Origin of the sequence: Pragia fontium DSM 5563 = ATCC 49100, assembly GCF_900112475.1 — a bacterium.
GTDB classification, from domain to species: domain Bacteria; phylum Pseudomonadota; class Gammaproteobacteria; order Enterobacterales; family Enterobacteriaceae; genus Pragia; species Pragia fontium.
Genome location: NZ_FOLW01000002.1, coordinates 494,374 through 508,466, shown reverse-complemented (window position 1 = coordinate 508,466; position 14,093 = coordinate 494,374). Strand labels below are relative to the sequence as shown.

The 14,093-nt window shown below is 44.3% G+C and carries 16 protein-coding genes; 3 read left to right on the top strand and 13 right to left on the bottom strand.

Annotated features, from left to right (window positions below):
- Nucleotides 1-16 precede the first annotated feature (16 nt).
- The 3 genes from BMZ28_RS05455 to cydH form a co-directional block, all read right to left on the bottom strand.
- Nucleotides 17-889, bottom strand: a complete 873-nt coding sequence (locus BMZ28_RS05455; RefSeq protein WP_047780827.1) for a fructosamine kinase family protein — start codon at nucleotides 887-889, stop codon at nucleotides 17-19.
- A gap of 204 nt (nucleotides 890-1,093) precedes the next feature.
- Nucleotides 1,094-1,639, bottom strand: coding sequence for a YniB family protein (locus BMZ28_RS05450; protein WP_047780826.1), 546 nt, complete (start codon nucleotides 1,637-1,639; stop codon nucleotides 1,094-1,096).
- Nucleotides 1,640-1,814: 175 nt separating this feature from the next.
- The gene (gene cydH / locus BMZ28_RS17675; RefSeq protein ID WP_114986525.1) at nucleotides 1,815-1,904 is read right to left on the bottom strand and encodes a cytochrome bd-I oxidase subunit CydH; all 90 of its coding nucleotides are present in this window, start codon (nucleotides 1,902-1,904) and stop codon (nucleotides 1,815-1,817) included.
- Nucleotides 1,905-2,203: 299 nt separating this feature from the next.
- Here cydH and purR point away from each other — a divergent pair, with 299 nt between their 5' ends.
- Nucleotides 2,204-3,220 (top strand): HTH-type transcriptional repressor PurR, encoded by a 1,017-nt coding sequence (gene purR, locus BMZ28_RS05445; RefSeq protein ID WP_074821325.1) that lies wholly within the window; start codon nucleotides 2,204-2,206, stop codon nucleotides 3,218-3,220.
- A gap of 259 nt (nucleotides 3,221-3,479) precedes the next feature.
- Nucleotides 3,480-3,965, top strand: coding sequence for a hypothetical protein (locus tag BMZ28_RS05440; RefSeq protein ID WP_074821323.1), 486 nt, complete (start codon nucleotides 3,480-3,482; stop codon nucleotides 3,963-3,965).
- Between the two features lie 80 nt (nucleotides 3,966-4,045).
- Here the strand turns inward: BMZ28_RS05440 and htpX are convergent, their stop codons facing one another.
- The 9 genes from htpX to pgpB form a co-directional block, all read right to left on the bottom strand.
- Nucleotides 4,046-4,918 (bottom strand): protease HtpX, encoded by an 873-nt coding sequence (htpX, locus tag BMZ28_RS05435; RefSeq protein WP_047780823.1) that lies wholly within the window; start codon nucleotides 4,916-4,918, stop codon nucleotides 4,046-4,048.
- A gap of 230 nt (nucleotides 4,919-5,148) precedes the next feature.
- The gene (gene prc / locus BMZ28_RS05430; protein ID WP_074821321.1) at nucleotides 5,149-7,188 is read right to left on the bottom strand and encodes a carboxy terminal-processing peptidase; all 2,040 of its coding nucleotides are present in this window, start codon (nucleotides 7,186-7,188) and stop codon (nucleotides 5,149-5,151) included.
- 19 nt (nucleotides 7,189-7,207) lie between these two features.
- Nucleotides 7,208-7,906 carry an RNA chaperone ProQ gene (proQ, locus tag BMZ28_RS05425; RefSeq protein WP_047780821.1) on the bottom strand — a complete coding sequence of 233 codons (699 nt, stop codon included), beginning with the start codon at nucleotides 7,904-7,906 and terminating at the stop codon, nucleotides 7,208-7,210.
- 128 nt (nucleotides 7,907-8,034) lie between these two features.
- Complete coding sequence (locus tag BMZ28_RS05420; RefSeq protein WP_074821318.1) at nucleotides 8,035-8,499, bottom strand: GAF domain-containing protein; 465 nt, start codon at nucleotides 8,497-8,499, stop codon at nucleotides 8,035-8,037.
- Nucleotides 8,500-8,578: 79 nt separating this feature from the next.
- A complete protein-coding gene (gene yciH / locus BMZ28_RS05415; RefSeq protein WP_074821315.1) occupies nucleotides 8,579-8,905 on the bottom strand; it encodes a stress response translation initiation inhibitor YciH in 327 nt (108 codons plus the stop codon).
- 5 nt (nucleotides 8,906-8,910) lie between these two features.
- Entirely contained in the window at nucleotides 8,911-9,606 is a 696-nt protein-coding gene (pyrF, locus tag BMZ28_RS05410; protein WP_074821312.1) for an orotidine-5'-phosphate decarboxylase, read from the bottom strand.
- 67 nt (nucleotides 9,607-9,673) lie between these two features.
- Nucleotides 9,674-10,843 (bottom strand): lipopolysaccharide assembly protein LapB, encoded by a 1,170-nt coding sequence (gene lapB / locus BMZ28_RS05405; RefSeq protein ID WP_047780817.1) that lies wholly within the window; start codon nucleotides 10,841-10,843, stop codon nucleotides 9,674-9,676.
- Nucleotides 10,844-10,849: 6 nt separating this feature from the next.
- Nucleotides 10,850-11,167: a LapA family protein gene (locus BMZ28_RS05400; RefSeq protein ID WP_074821309.1), complete on the bottom strand. Its 318-nt coding sequence runs from the start codon at nucleotides 11,165-11,167 to the stop codon at nucleotides 10,850-10,852.
- Between the two features lie 184 nt (nucleotides 11,168-11,351).
- Nucleotides 11,352-12,110: a phosphatidylglycerophosphatase B gene (gene pgpB, locus BMZ28_RS05395; protein WP_047780815.1), complete on the bottom strand. Its 759-nt coding sequence runs from the start codon at nucleotides 12,108-12,110 to the stop codon at nucleotides 11,352-11,354.
- A gap of 254 nt (nucleotides 12,111-12,364) precedes the next feature.
- Between pgpB and ribA the strand changes: the two genes are divergently transcribed.
- A complete protein-coding gene (gene ribA, locus BMZ28_RS05390; protein WP_047780814.1) occupies nucleotides 12,365-12,955 on the top strand; it encodes a GTP cyclohydrolase II in 591 nt (196 codons plus the stop codon).
- Between the two features lie 65 nt (nucleotides 12,956-13,020).
- Here the strand turns inward: ribA and cysB are convergent, their stop codons facing one another.
- A complete protein-coding gene (cysB, locus tag BMZ28_RS05385) occupies nucleotides 13,021-13,995 on the bottom strand; it encodes an HTH-type transcriptional regulator CysB (protein WP_047780813.1) in 975 nt (324 codons plus the stop codon).
- Nucleotides 13,996-14,093: the final 98 nt, after the last annotated feature.

Genomic DNA, 14,093 nt, shown 5'->3' with positions numbered 1-14,093 from the left:
CAGACACAATAATTAACTATTTTAGTTCATCACCAAACAAACACTCCACCGCCTGCCGAGCCGTTTCGATATATTCTCCACCAAACAGGTTAGCCCGATTTAATAAATAGTAGAGTTGATATAACGGCTGTCGATCTATAAAGCTGGCGGGCAACGGCCAAATACTCTGATAGCCATCATAAATTTGTGCTGGCAAATCAGGATAAAGCGGTAACATGGCCAAATCACATTCACGATCGCCCCAGTAACAAGCCGGGTCAAAAATGAATGCCCCTGCGGCACTAACCCCACAGTTTGCTGGCCACAGATCCCCGTGAAGTAATGATGGTTGTGGATGATGGCTTTTCAAACGATGGCTAACTATCGCAATAATCTGCTCAATATCACCATAATGCAGCCCTTTTTCATTAGCTAACTGAAGCTGCCAACCGATACGTTGTTCGGCAAAAAACACATTCCAGTAGCGCTGCCAGCGATTCGGCTGGGGAGTGGTCGCTAAATCACTGTCAAAATCCAATCCAAACTGCGGCTGATCGCTCCACTGATGTAATCTGGCCAATTGCTGCCCCAGACAGTAGGCATGATGGGCATCCAATGGTTTTAAAGGAAGATACTCAAGCAGTAGAAAACTGTAATCCCGGTCATACCCTACCCCATAAACTTGCGGAACGCGGACGGTTCCGCTCTTGGCTAAGGCACTAAGTTGATCGGACTCAGCGGTGAAGATGGGCAAAAGATCCCGGGTATCGTACTTAACAAAAACGTCGGTTTTTCCGTTAGTGACTCGACGTGCCCGATGAATATCTCCTCCAGACAACTCCTCCTTTTCAGTAATTGTATAAGTTTCACCCAAATGTTCACTCAATAAACGACTGACGGATTGCCACATGACATCACCCCAAGGTTATGATCAAGATATTCTCAGGTTAACCGTTTGATTCCAGAGAAACTTCGATCCAATGCACAGCTTTAGGTTAAACATGACGTTTAATTTCGATATGCATCTTGCTGGCGCTGATATTAACGAATTTATCAACATAGCCGGCGCGCATGCCGACTATGTCTATTAAGCGTAGAAGCTATTGGTGGATTATTAAAGCAGATTGATGAAGTACAGGATGATATAGATAAAAATACCCCAAAAAACCGGAGCAACATATAACAGACCAAACTGAGCAAAAATTGAGGTATTCGGTATCGAAATCAGTTTTTGCAGTTCTTCACGGGAACGAGCCTGATCGCCGTTCATCGCCTCTAAAATGGCTCTTTCTGTCACGCCTTCACGCACGTTATGTATCCGTTTAAACAAACGGATGCCGGACGCACTCAAAGCCAAGCCGACAAACATCAACAGAAAGATCACCATAAACCAAAGACTGTTACTTGATGACCAATTACTAATATCCGGTACCGGTGAGCTCACCCAGAATGACTCAAAAAATGAGGTGTACTGGCGAACCATCTTAATAATAACCTGCAGGAAATCCATAATGGTTGCGGTCATTTCCTGCATATTGGTCTTCGGTTCAATCAGATATTTTAATACTGAAATAACCGTCGATATCAGTGCTGGTATAAAAATTACAATCCCTGCAATACGTTTCAGTAACGCAACCGCACTGGCCTGATGGTGAGTCATTCTGCCTCCATGTTGAAACACCGATTTTTCATCAATTTGATAACAAAAAAATTATGTTCCACGCTGAAGGGAACATAATTTAATAAAAAATCATAATGGCCGGACACGCGCCGATAGATATTAGCCCACAAGCTAACATTCTGGACGTGATATCAGGCCATAAAGTTAATTATTTTTAGTGTGTTACAGCAATTAAGCTATAAGTAACAATAACAGCTAATGCAAATACAACAGTGCTCAGGGACCATTTTAATTCAGCTGACATCTCTTATTTTCCTTCCTCAAAAAACTGTCTAGCACTCAGATGTTTTTGGTCTGCATACAAAAAATACCCATATCAGCCAGAATCTCCATGATATCTCTTTGACATTTGTATTAAATGCGCCAAAATTCACCGCTTATTATCACTGAACCAACCAACTTAAGTTAAAATCAGTGATATATAACAAATTCTATACCGTTTTGCTTTTAATGTGTAATTTGTTTATCAAAAGAAAAAGCAAACGTTAACTTATCTGCTTACACTGTAACGGATACTGTGTAAGTTTAGGAGAACTCTGTCTTATGGCAACAATAAAAGATGTGGCAAAACATGCCGGCGTCTCAACGACAACCGTCTCCCACGTTATTAATAAAACACGTTTCGTCGCTGACGATACCAAAGCCGCCGTTTGGGCCGCGATAAAAGAATTAAGCTATTCACCCAGCGCCGTTGCCCGTAGCCTAAAAGTCAATAACACCAAAACCATTGGTCTACTCGCCACATCTAGCGGTTCCCCCTATTACGCTGAAGTCATTCAGGCGGTCGAAGCGGCATGCTATCAAAAAGGCTATACGCTGATCCTTTGCAATACCCAGAATGATTTAGAAAAACAACAGGCTTATCTGGCGATGCTGGCACAAAAACGCGTCGACGGACTATTGGTGATGTGTTCAGAGTATCATCCCCCACTATTGAGTCTGCTACAGGAATATCCGCATATTCCGATGATGGTTATGGACTGGGGCAAACACAGCGATTTTACCGATAACATTGAAGATAATGGTTTCCAGGGGGGATATCTGGCAACCCGTTATCTGATTGACCGCGGTCACCGGGAAATTGCTACTATCACCGGTCAGTTAAATGAATTCACCGGGCGTGAACGCCACAAAGGTTTTCTGCATGCACTCAAAGAGGCAGGGATCACTATTCCTGATGAGTGGATTATTGAAGCCGACTTCCAGCCGCAAGAAGGCTATGACGGTATGATGAAAATCCTCAATACCAAACAACGTCCTACTGCCCTATTTTGTGGTGGGGATGTTATTGCCATGGGAGCACTTTGTGCAGCAGGTGAAATGGGTTTAAGAGTGCCGGACGATATATCGGTGATCGGGTATGATAATATTCGCAATACCCGTTACTACAATCCGCCGTTAACCACTATTCAGCAACCTAAAGAGAGTCTGGCTGAAATGGCGCTAGATATGTTGTTAGACAGAATCATCAATAAGCGTGAAACCTATCATTCAATTGAGCTACACCCTGAATTAGTGGAGCGTAACTCTGTCGCTGACGGCCCTTATTTAAACAAGTAATCTGCTTTACTTTACCCCACTATTCATTGATGGTGGGGTATTACTTCCAGTATTCCTTCACTTAAAATCATTTAGATCAATAAATTACAATCCAATCCATCATCAATGTAGTCAAGGAAACATGAGTTGATTGATTCAACGCTATTGGTTACCTATAGTTAAAGAGATACACTGGTCTTATTCGGAATCTATTGTTCTTCAATAAAGGCTCTAATCTCGATAAACCCGTTTGCTACACTCATTATCAAGTGGTGAAGCTATGACATCACTCTATCTCTATCGTAATGTGCTACGTAACCTGCTGGTCATCACCGCAAGTATGACTCTGATGGCCTGCTCTTCCGTTAATCTACCAATCTTTAGCGCATCCCGTGTTCAACTTCGTTCCATTGAATTAAGCGTGACCGATAAGGTCAACGAAGGCCGCCCACTTAACGTAGATTTTGTTGCCGTTAACGGTGATCATTTAACAAAACAGTTAGAGAACCTGACGTCTGCACAATGGTTCGCGGATAAACAACGCTGGCTAAAACAAAATCCTGGAAAACTATTTATCTGGCCGGTTAACATTGTTGCAGATTCACATACCACCATAAAAGACATACCACTTTATGGTCGCCCTGCCAGTAAAGTAATTATTTTTGCAGATTACCAGAGTAAAGGCGCACACCGACTAGAGTTAGATCATACCCTGCGTAACCCTAAGTTAGAATTCCGTAATGATGATGCCTATCTTTTTGAATAAATATATATCTGCTAATTGAATGGCATAAAAAATCGGGAAGCCCTAAGGCCTCCCGATTATCAATTAACGCGGTTTGATTATTACTTGAGATAAGTACCCGCGCGTAATGCTTCAATGCGCTTATCTAACGGAGGGTGAGACATAAACAGCTCACTAAATGTCTTTGGCTTACCGTTAATACAAAATGCCATCATGGTTGACTCTTCCTGCGGTTCGTAACTGGTTTTTAGACGTTGCAATGCTGCAATCATCTTCTCACGACCCACTAAATTGGCTGAACCAGCATCCGCTTTAAATTCGCGATGACGAGAGAACCACATGGTAATGATGCTGGCCAAAATACCGAACACCAATTCCAATACCATCGAGACAACAAAATAAACCATGGTATTACCCGATGAACTTTCATTGTCACGGTTAAGAAAACCGGCGGCTACCTGCGCAATCAGTCGAGAAGCAAAGATAACGAAAGTATTCACTACGCCCTGTACCAGCGTCATCGTCACCATATCACCATTTGCGACGTGGCTAATCTCATGGGCCAGTACCGCTTCCGCCTCATCACGGCTCATGTTCTGCAATAACCCGGAACTTACCGCAACCAGTGAGGCATCGCGCCTTGCTCCAGTGGCAAATGCGTTAATATCAGGCGCGTGATAGATTGCTACCTGTGGCATGGCAATACCCGCCTGCTGTGCCTGACGTCTAACGGTTTCAACTAACCAACGCTCAACGTCATTGGCCGGTTGTTCAATCACCTGACCACCAACGGAACGTAATGCCATCCATTTTGACATTAATAAAGAAACGAATGCGCCACCAAAACCAAACAGACCTGCCATGATCATCAGGCCCTGCACGCTACGCCCCTGAATACCCGTTAGGCTCAGAACAATACCAAAAACCAGCATAACTGCGAGGTTTGTTAATAAAAATAACGCTATACGCATCATAAAAAGATAGTTTCCTTAGAGAAATAAAATGTTGTTTCTTACCATCCCGATCTTATGGGCTAATCTGCAAAATTCAAGGGTAAACAACAGTCCTATAACAAATAGATCATAACTTTACATTGGTGGGTGATTAAAATCACAATTCTTTCTTATTAAAGCGCCAATGATAAACAGTAGCAAAAAAATAAGGCGCTCAATAAGCGCCCTATTTTCTGCTATCTATTTAGCCATTACTTTTTCTGAACGGCTGCCGCATCACTCTTTTCTTGTGTGGCCAAATCCAGTGAAATCAATACGGTTTCATCCAGATAAGGATCGGCTTCTTTATAATCTTTCGGTAGATCTTCTAAAGTCTTCAGCGGCTTCTTACCTTCGCGAGTCAAACGGTCATTGATGCGTTTCAGACGGATGGCATCGTCCTCATTGCTCTCTTTCTCGCGCTGGGCATAGTTTAACGAAATTCTGCTACGTTTATCCTTATTGGCTTTATAACGTGCAATATCCTGCATAATAAACTGGAATTCCGGATCTTTAGCAATCCGTTCATCATGTTCTTTCTTCAGCGTAGGAATATAGCGCGATTCATCACCCAATAACGTATACGTGGCTTTATCAATACTATCCCATGGTAAAGCGTTATCTTCAAAGCTTTCCCCAGTTTCAACTGGATCAACACCCGTTGGCATAACGATATCTGGTGTCACACCCTTACGCTGAGTACTTCCACCGTTAATGCGATAAAACTTCTGAATAGTGTATTGAACAGAACCCAAATCTGGCCAGTCAGGACGCAGCATCTGATCGTAAATACGGTTCAATGCACGGTGCTGTTGAACGGTACCTTTACCAAAGGTAGGTTCGCCAACAATCAATGCCCGACCATAATCCTGCATAGCGGCGGCAAAAATTTCTGATGCCGAGGCACTAAAGCGATCGACCAAGACAACCAGCGGGCCTTTATAGTAAACAATACTATCGGTGTCGCTATCTTCACGCACCTTGCCATTATTATCTCGAACTTGAACCACTGGGCCGCTAGGAATAAACAGACCAGATAAAGAAACGGCTTCAGTTAACGCCCCGCCTCCGTTGGTTCTTAAATCGATAATAATACTGTCAACATTCTGCTTGATCAGCTTCTGCAACTGGGTTTTGACATCTTCAGTTAACCCGACATAGAAGCCAGGGATATCCAGCACGCCGACCTTTTTCTTGCCAATCGTTTTTAGCGTCATCTTAACGGCACGATCTTCCAGGCGAATACGTTCGCGAGTCAGAACTACCGTTTTGGACTTGGCACCTTTGCCTGCAGGAAGGATTTCCAGACGGACTTTACTTCCTTTAGGACCTTTAATTAAGGCCACCACATCATCAAGACGCCAGCCGATCACATCAACCATTGGCTTATCTTGCTGTCCGACCCCGATAATCTTATCCCCAATGGCAATCGACTTACTTTTCGCCACCGGACCACCGGCAACTAAGGAGTTGATTTGGGTATAATCATCTTCCATCTGTAATACCGCACCAATACCTTCCAGAGATAAACTCATTTCAGTATTAAACTGTTCAGTATTACGCGGGGACAAATAGCTAGTATGCGGATCAATCTCACGGGCAAACGCATTCATAAAGGTCTGGAATACGTCTTCACTCTTGGCTTGGGTTAAACGCTTAATCGCTGACTGGTAACGTTTGGTCAAAATCTCTTTGATTTCTGGCCACTGTTTACCTGCCAACTTCAGGTTTAACTCATCATACTTAACTTTTTCGTACCAGAGTTTATCCAACTCTTCAGTACTGGTCGGCCAAGGTGATTTACTGCGGTCAACTTCAATGGAGTCATCACCATCAAACGTCATTGGCTTATCCAACAACGTTAATGCGTAATTCAAACGTTCAAAGCGGCGCTTTTGGGCATAGTTATATAACGCATAAGCGGTATCCAATTGCCCAGACTTTAACTCATCGTCCAATGCCGTTTTTTTATCGGCAAATGCCGCAACATCAGACGCCAGCAACACATTATGGCTAAAATCCAACATATTCAGATAACGATTAAAAATTTTCTCTGAAAATGCATCATCAAGTTCAAACTGACGATAATGTGAACGCGTGAACCGTGCAGTTACACGCTCACTCACCGTGGCATGTTGAGCTTCCTGTTTTAAATCGGGAAGTTGATCGATACGGTATGTCGTCTCTTTAGCATAACTTAATCCTGCGAGAAATAAGCTTGCAATGGCCGTTAACCGGACTAAGTTATTCATGCTCTGGCTGACCTCCAACTTAGAACTGTAGATGTTCTGCACGCACAAGCATTGCTAAACCTGAAGCCAGCTGTACCCGCACACCATCTTTTGCGATTTCGAGAACCGTTGCATCCATTGCGCTTTGACCAGCACGAACACGAACATTCTGCCCTGCTTTCAACGCAGCAATATCTGCGGCAGAAGCCGGACGAGATTTCTCCACCGGTTTAGCCTGAGCTTCAGCACGCACAGGAGCTGATTTAGCATTGGCTTTAGCCTGAGGCTGTGTACGAGAGGATGGCTGAGTTGGATTGGTACCCTGAGCCGATTTTTTAGCCGCCGGACGAGGACGACGTTTTGGCGCACTCTCACCCGCTTCTTTACGTTGTGCCGCACGCTGAGCCTGAACGCGAGCCTTGGCCTCTTCCAGCTGTTTGCGGGCATGTTCAACATGCTGCTCTTCCAGCATGCCACAATCAGCACCATCCAGATCAACACGCTGCGCATTGGATTTCAACCCATGCAAATAACGCCAACTGGAGGTATATAAACGTAAAGCAGTCCTTAATTGGGTTTTACTGAATAAGGTTTCTTCAGGCAGTCGTGTAACAACATCCTGAAAAATACCGATCTTCAGCGGCCGAGCTTCACCCTCAAGGGTAAAACACAGCGGGAACTTTTCCGCCAAATAGGCGATGACTTCTTTACTACTGTTCAACTTAGGTTGATTTTCCATGAAATTTCCTGATTACAACGAACTAACCCAAAAGCGCAGGCGTAGATTACGCGCCATTATAATCACGCTTTCAGTAAAAGCTACGTTATCCGCACTTCAAGTTTAAACTAATGATCGTAAACAACGGTTCAATAATGCTTAATCTGCCCGGAAAGCAGTTCAGCAATACCTTTTAGCCCTTGTTCATCTTCACTATCAAAACGGTTAAATACTACACTATCTATATCTAATACCCCGATAATCGTGCTACCACAATAAATGGGCAACACGATCTCGGCATTACTCGCACCATCACAAGCAATATGCCCATCAAACTGATGAACATCATCAATACGCTGGATACGCTTTTCCGCTACGGCAGTACCACACACACCTCTCCCAACCGGAATGCGTGTACAAGCAATTTTTCCCTGAAATGGGCCTAATACCAAAACATCGTCACGCAATAAATAAAACCCAGCCCAGTTGACGTTTTCAAGCCGTTCAAACAGCAGTGCACTGGCATTGGCTAATAAAGCAATTAAATCGCTTTCGCCCTCAATCAATGCGGCCAAATCTCTTTGCAGCTCAGTATAAAACGCTTTTTTATTCATTTTATCAATATCAACAGTAAAATATGATAGCTCACAATGGATTTATCACATCATAACGGAAAAATAGCGGCGGTTAAGATTAACCACCCGCCAGCTTAACTTTAAAGCCTTTACATTCTAGCAGCACTTTCAATTCATCGCGCTTATCGCCTTGAATTTCAATCATACCGTCTTTCGTTGCGCCACCGCAGCCACATTTTTTCTTCAGTTCTGCAGACAGCTTCTGTAATTCAGCGTCATCCAGATCAAGGCCCGAAATAATACAGACCCCTTTCCCTTTTCGTCCACTGGTTTGCCGTTGAATTCTGACAATCCCATCGCCTTTTGGACGGGTCGCTTCAACCTCTTCCGGTTTAATTCGCCCGGCATCCGTGGAGTACACTAAACGACTATTGTTATCCGCCATGGCGCTTACCTCAGACTGGCTAAAATATCCTGCAAAGCCTGAGCAGGATTCACCGACTGAGTGATAGGTCGGCCTATCACCATATAATCAACACCTGCTGCTAATGCTTGTGGCGGTGTCATCACTCGGCGCTGATCGCCCAGTTCACTGCCAACAGGACGGATACCCGGTGTCACCAATTGGAATTCGGCACCAAACAGCGATTTCAGATGGTTAGCTTCATGTGCAGAACATACCACACCATCCAGACCATTGTCTTTAGCCAGTCTCGCTAGTCTTTCAGCATGCTCGGTTAAAGAGGACTGAATACCGATACCGCGCAAATCGCTCTCATCCATACTGGTGAGTACCGTTACGGCAATCAGCTTAGGTGCATCTTTCCCATAAGGTAATAACGCAGTTTTTGCCGCTTTCAGCATACGGGCGCCACCGCTGGCATGAACATCGACCATCCAAACGCCTAATTCCGCCGCCGCCGCCACGCTTTTAGCCACGGTATTAGGAATATCGTGAAACTTTAGATCCAGAAAAACATCAAATCCACGCTGGTGTAATTCACGTACCAGCTCCGGACCGCAAAGAGAGAACATCTCTTTACCTATTTTTAACCGGCAATCTTTAGGTGCTATTTTATCGGCCAGTTCAAGGGCTGAGCGCTGATTATCATAGTCCAAAGCGACAATGATAGGTGAAGTCGACATACTGTTTTCCTGTAATACTATTTTTCATGTTCACGCTCGACCCATCTATCGTCGAGCAGTCATCGTGTTATTGACCATCTAAGCCACGGATCGGTTTCACCGTTGACCACGCCTTACAAGATGGACAATGCCAATATAATGAATTCGCCGTCAATCCACACTTTTCACAACGGTAGCGTGGCTTGGTGCGAATCTGTTCCCCTACCATTTCTCTCAGCACTATCAGACTCTCTTTCGCTCGACCTTCTTCAGCCTCGGCTAATTGATAATCCATTAAGCGGTAAAACCCTCTCATTGACGGGTGATATTGTAGTTGGCGATTAATATATGTTTGGGCGACGTCTCGACTTTCCAACCGCTCCAGCATATCGGCTAACATCAGTTCAGCGGCAGAGCCGGTGTTTTCCGCGACACAACGTTTTAAATAGTTCATCCACTGTTCTGGTCGTTCTAAACGCTGATAGCACTCATGCAGCATTGGGATGGTTTCACTGACAAAATCTTTATCCTGCTCAATAACGCGCTCAAGGGCTTCTATTGCTTTCTCATCATCACTAAGCGCAATCCAGATTCTGCCGGTCATAATGGATACCCGAGCGCAATTTTTATCTGCTACTGCGGCCTTTTTCAGCAAGCCCATGGCTTTGTCCAAATCATCAGAGCCCATAGCTTGCAGCGCCAACTCACAGTAAAAATGTGCGATTTCTACACGGAAACCGTCTTTGCCTGCTTTGACTAATTTTTCAGCCACTTCAATGGCCTGTTGCCAATCGCTGGTCGCCTGATAAATAATCAGCAGCTGTTTTAAGGCGGAAATACGGAAATCGGCTTCATTCACCAATTGGTTAAACATATGCTCGGCGCGGTCGTACAAACCGGCGGCCATATAATCCCAGCCTAGCTGTTGCGTTGCTAACAAGCGTTGTTCAAAAGAAAGAGAGGCGCTTTCCACCAAAGACTGGTGAATTCGAATGGCGCGATCAACTTCACCGCGAGAACGGAATAAGTTACCTAACGTTAGATGTGCCTCAAAAGCACCACCGTCTTCTTTCAACATATCGACAAAAAGATCGACGGCTTTATCTTGTTGGTTAGCCAGCAGGAAGTTAACCCCATCCACGTAACCACGGGAAAGTTTATTCGCTTCCTGTTGACGCTCCTGCTGTACACCTCTTCGGCCCATATACCAACCGTATGCAGCAGCAACGGGCAGTAACAGAAACAGCAGTTCAAGCATACAGCATTATTCCTTAGTGGATTGCTGCGACATTACCGAAGGTATAGCGTTCACCTCTGATAATGGAGATTCAGTTTGCTGTAAGCGTTTAATCTGACGTTCTGCACGGCCTAAACGCAGGCGCAGACGTATATAAAACAGCCCACTCAGCAGCCAACCAAAAATGAAGCCACTACCGAAAAGTACCGCCAGCAGCGTTGATAATGCATAGTCACCTTTTGCAATTAAAAAGTTAAAGGTAACAACCTGTTCATTATGTGCGCCCAGCGTTACGGAAATAACCAGAATAACGATGACGACGAGTCCAATCAGTAAATATTTCACAGTGCTATCCAAAATAGAGATAAACGAATGAATTGTACCAAGAATACTTCAATAACCATCTATCTAACTTAGCATTTATCTTCACAGATAGAAAATCTGTCTTTCTCTATATCATTATGTTTATTGCTGATATAAGTAAGCAATACTACCACATAATTCAATTTATCCTCGGTCATTCTCTTGATTACTCTTCACATTTTTTCAACAAAATCGGCGAAATCTCCGGTGAAGAAAAAATCCAGCGCTCTGCACTCCAGCAGGCCCAAAATGCACATATTACACTTAATAATATAGAAACGATTAAATCTTCAGGCCAGTGCATACCCAAGAGTAATCGGCTTCCCGCCACGGTAACCGCCCATATCATCAATACCGCTGCGCTAATATAGCGACGGCGCGGCACCAGCATGCCCATCCCTAACAGCGCCCAAGTCGCAGTAAATAGCGTATGGCCTGAAGGGAATGAATAGCCGGTTTCCTGCTCCCAATGTTTGGAAAGCCATGCAGGTACCCGCTTCTGTCCTTTTAAATGCTGCTCAACGATTTTAGCCCGTTCTTTACGCGGTAATGAATAAAAAAACTGGTCATCAACCTGATACTCATCCTCTAGCCACAAAACAAAAGGACGAGGTTCTTCAACGGTTTCTTTGACAATAGATTTCACCACTTGGCCACCAACGATGGCCACAGCCAGAATAGCTATCAGAGCAATACCGCGTTTCACCGGTAGCTGCATGCGCCAAACAAACCACAACGCCAAAATAGCGCTGGTTATTGCTCCCCAAGGTGAACTGGCGGTTTCCGTTGCCCAGAATAGAACAATAAGCAAAGGATTATCTTCGTTTGGCGTCCATAACCAGTCACAAAACCACACCACTAACGGCATCGTCAGTAGAATCAAGGCACCATAAACTATCCACTTGGTAAAGCTATTCGACAACATATTACTTCTCAACTCTGATTAATATTGCTTGTGACCGCCTATAATCCCATAAAAATGGCAAAATGAATAAAAATACCGTGACTGAAATGCTGATTTTTTCTTAACTTTTTAGCAACAAAACGCCCTCGATTAGATTATAATGATTGGCTTTAACTGACTGACATAGTCATAAGCAGTATAATCCTGATTATTACAGGCAGTCCTTGTACCTGATTTTAGATACACAACGTAAAAATTGGTTATTGGAGAGTATCATGCAGTTAAAAAGAGTGGCGGAAGCAAAATTACCAACACCATGGGGCGATTTTCTGATGGTGGGGTTTGAAGAGCTTGCCACGGGGCATGACCATGTCGCCTTGATATTTGGCGATATTAGCGACGATAAGCCAGTGTTGGCTCGTATTCACTCAGAATGTCTGACTGGTGATGCGCTATTTAGTTTACGTTGTGACTGTGGTTTTCAGCTGGAAGCCGCATTACAACACATAGCGGAAGAAGGCCGTGGTATTTTACTTTATCACCGTCAGGAAGGTCGCAATATTGGCTTGCTGAATAAGATTCGTGCTTACGCACTACAAGATCTCGGCGCGGATACCGTTGAAGCTAATCACCAATTGGGCTTTGCTGCTGATGAACGGGACTTTACTCTCTGTGCCGATATGTTCAAGCTTTTGGATGTGAGCGCAGTACGTCTGTTAACCAATAATCCGAAGAAAGTAGAGATCTTGACTGAAGCGGGCATCAATATTGTTGAACGAGTACCGCTGCTGGTTGGACGTAACCCGAAAAACGAAAAATATCTTGATACTAAAGCCGCCAAGATGGGCCATTTACTATCCAAATAACCGTTATGCATTAGCCCGCCATTAACGCGGGCTATACGTCTTCTATCCTACGTACCAACCCTATCTTATTTTACCGGCAGCTCAATATTCTTGAACAATGCTTCGATAGCGTCGGCATCTCTCAGTGCTATGGCCTTATCAACGATATCGCGCGTTAAATGTGGCGCGAAACCCTCAATAAAGCTGTACATATAGCTACGTAAGAAAATAGTACGGCGAAAGCCAATCTTGGTGGTGCTGTGGGAAAAGATATGGCTGGCGTCTAAAACCACCAGATCTGAGTCTTCTTGTGGGTCGACGGCCATGCTGGCTAATACACCTACGCCTAACCCCAAGCGCACGTAGGTTTTAATCACATCAGCATCCGTGGCGGTAAACACAATCTTAGGCGTCAGCCCTGCCCGTCCAAAGGCCATATCCAACTCCGAACGACCGGTAAAGCCGAAGGTATAGGTAACTAGCTGATATTCAGCTAATTCCTCAATGCTGATATGTTTTTTGCTGGCTAATGGATGATCGGACTTCACAACGATTGCCCGATTCCAGTGATAACAAGGCAACATAATCAAATCGTCGTATAAATGGAGGGCTTCGGTGGCAATGGCAAAATCCGCATTCCCCTTGGATACCGCCTCTGCAATCTGCGTTGGCGAGCCCTGATGCATATGCAAAGATACCTTAGGATAACGTTCAATAAAGGCTTTGATAGCTTTTGGTAAGGCGTAACGCGCCTGGGTATGGGTGGTTGCAACATAGAGTGAGCCCTGATCCGGATAAGTATGCTCACCGGCAACAGACTTAATGGCTTCAACTTTAGACAGCACCTCACGTGCGATACGCACCACTTCCTGTCCAGCAGGCGTCACTTCCGTCAAATGCTTACCGCTACGGGTAAATATCTGAATGCCTAACTCATCTTCCAGCATTCGCACCTGTTTACTGATGCCTGGCTGTGAAGTATACAGGCGTTCCGCCGTAGAAGAGACATTCAGATTGTGATTTACCACTTCAACAATATAGCGAAGTTGTTGTAATTTCATGCTTTACACCACCACTTAACAAGTATCACGATTCTAAAAAGAAACTTATGCTTTATTCTGTCATTCGGTGAAGGCTCAGAAAGACTAAAAGTGAGTCT

Coding starts and splice junctions, on each gene's coding strand:
- BMZ28_RS05455 (WP_047780827.1), bottom strand. CDS start 889: ATGTGGCAATCCGTCAGTCGTTTATTGAGTGAACATTTGGGTGAAACT.
- BMZ28_RS05450 (WP_047780826.1), bottom strand. CDS start 1,639: ATGACTCACCATCAGGCCAGTGCGGTTGCGTTACTGAAACGTATTGCA.
- cydH (WP_114986525.1), bottom strand. CDS start 1,904: ATGTCAGCTGAATTAAAATGGTCCCTGAGCACTGTTGTATTTGCATTA.
- purR (WP_074821325.1), top strand. CDS start 2,204: ATGGCAACAATAAAAGATGTGGCAAAACATGCCGGCGTCTCAACGACA.
- BMZ28_RS05440 (WP_074821323.1), top strand. CDS start 3,480: ATGACATCACTCTATCTCTATCGTAATGTGCTACGTAACCTGCTGGTC.
- htpX (WP_047780823.1), bottom strand. CDS start 4,918: ATGATGCGTATAGCGTTATTTTTATTAACAAACCTCGCAGTTATGCTG.
- prc (WP_074821321.1), bottom strand. CDS start 7,188: ATGAATAACTTAGTCCGGTTAACGGCCATTGCAAGCTTATTTCTCGCA.
- proQ (WP_047780821.1), bottom strand. CDS start 7,906: ATGGAAAATCAACCTAAGTTGAACAGTAGTAAAGAAGTCATCGCCTAT.
- BMZ28_RS05420 (WP_074821318.1), bottom strand. CDS start 8,499: ATGAATAAAAAAGCGTTTTATACTGAGCTGCAAAGAGATTTGGCCGCA.
- yciH (WP_074821315.1), bottom strand. CDS start 8,905: ATGGCGGATAACAATAGTCGTTTAGTGTACTCCACGGATGCCGGGCGA.
- pyrF (WP_074821312.1), bottom strand. CDS start 9,606: ATGTCGACTTCACCTATCATTGTCGCTTTGGACTATGATAATCAGCGC.
- lapB (WP_047780817.1), bottom strand. CDS start 10,843: ATGCTTGAACTGCTGTTTCTGTTACTGCCCGTTGCTGCTGCATACGGT.
- pgpB (WP_047780815.1), bottom strand. CDS start 12,110: ATGTTGTCGAATAGCTTTACCAAGTGGATAGTTTATGGTGCCTTGATT.
- ribA (WP_047780814.1), top strand. CDS start 12,365: ATGCAGTTAAAAAGAGTGGCGGAAGCAAAATTACCAACACCATGGGGC.
- cysB (WP_047780813.1), bottom strand. CDS start 13,995: ATGAAATTACAACAACTTCGCTATATTGTTGAAGTGGTAAATCACAAT.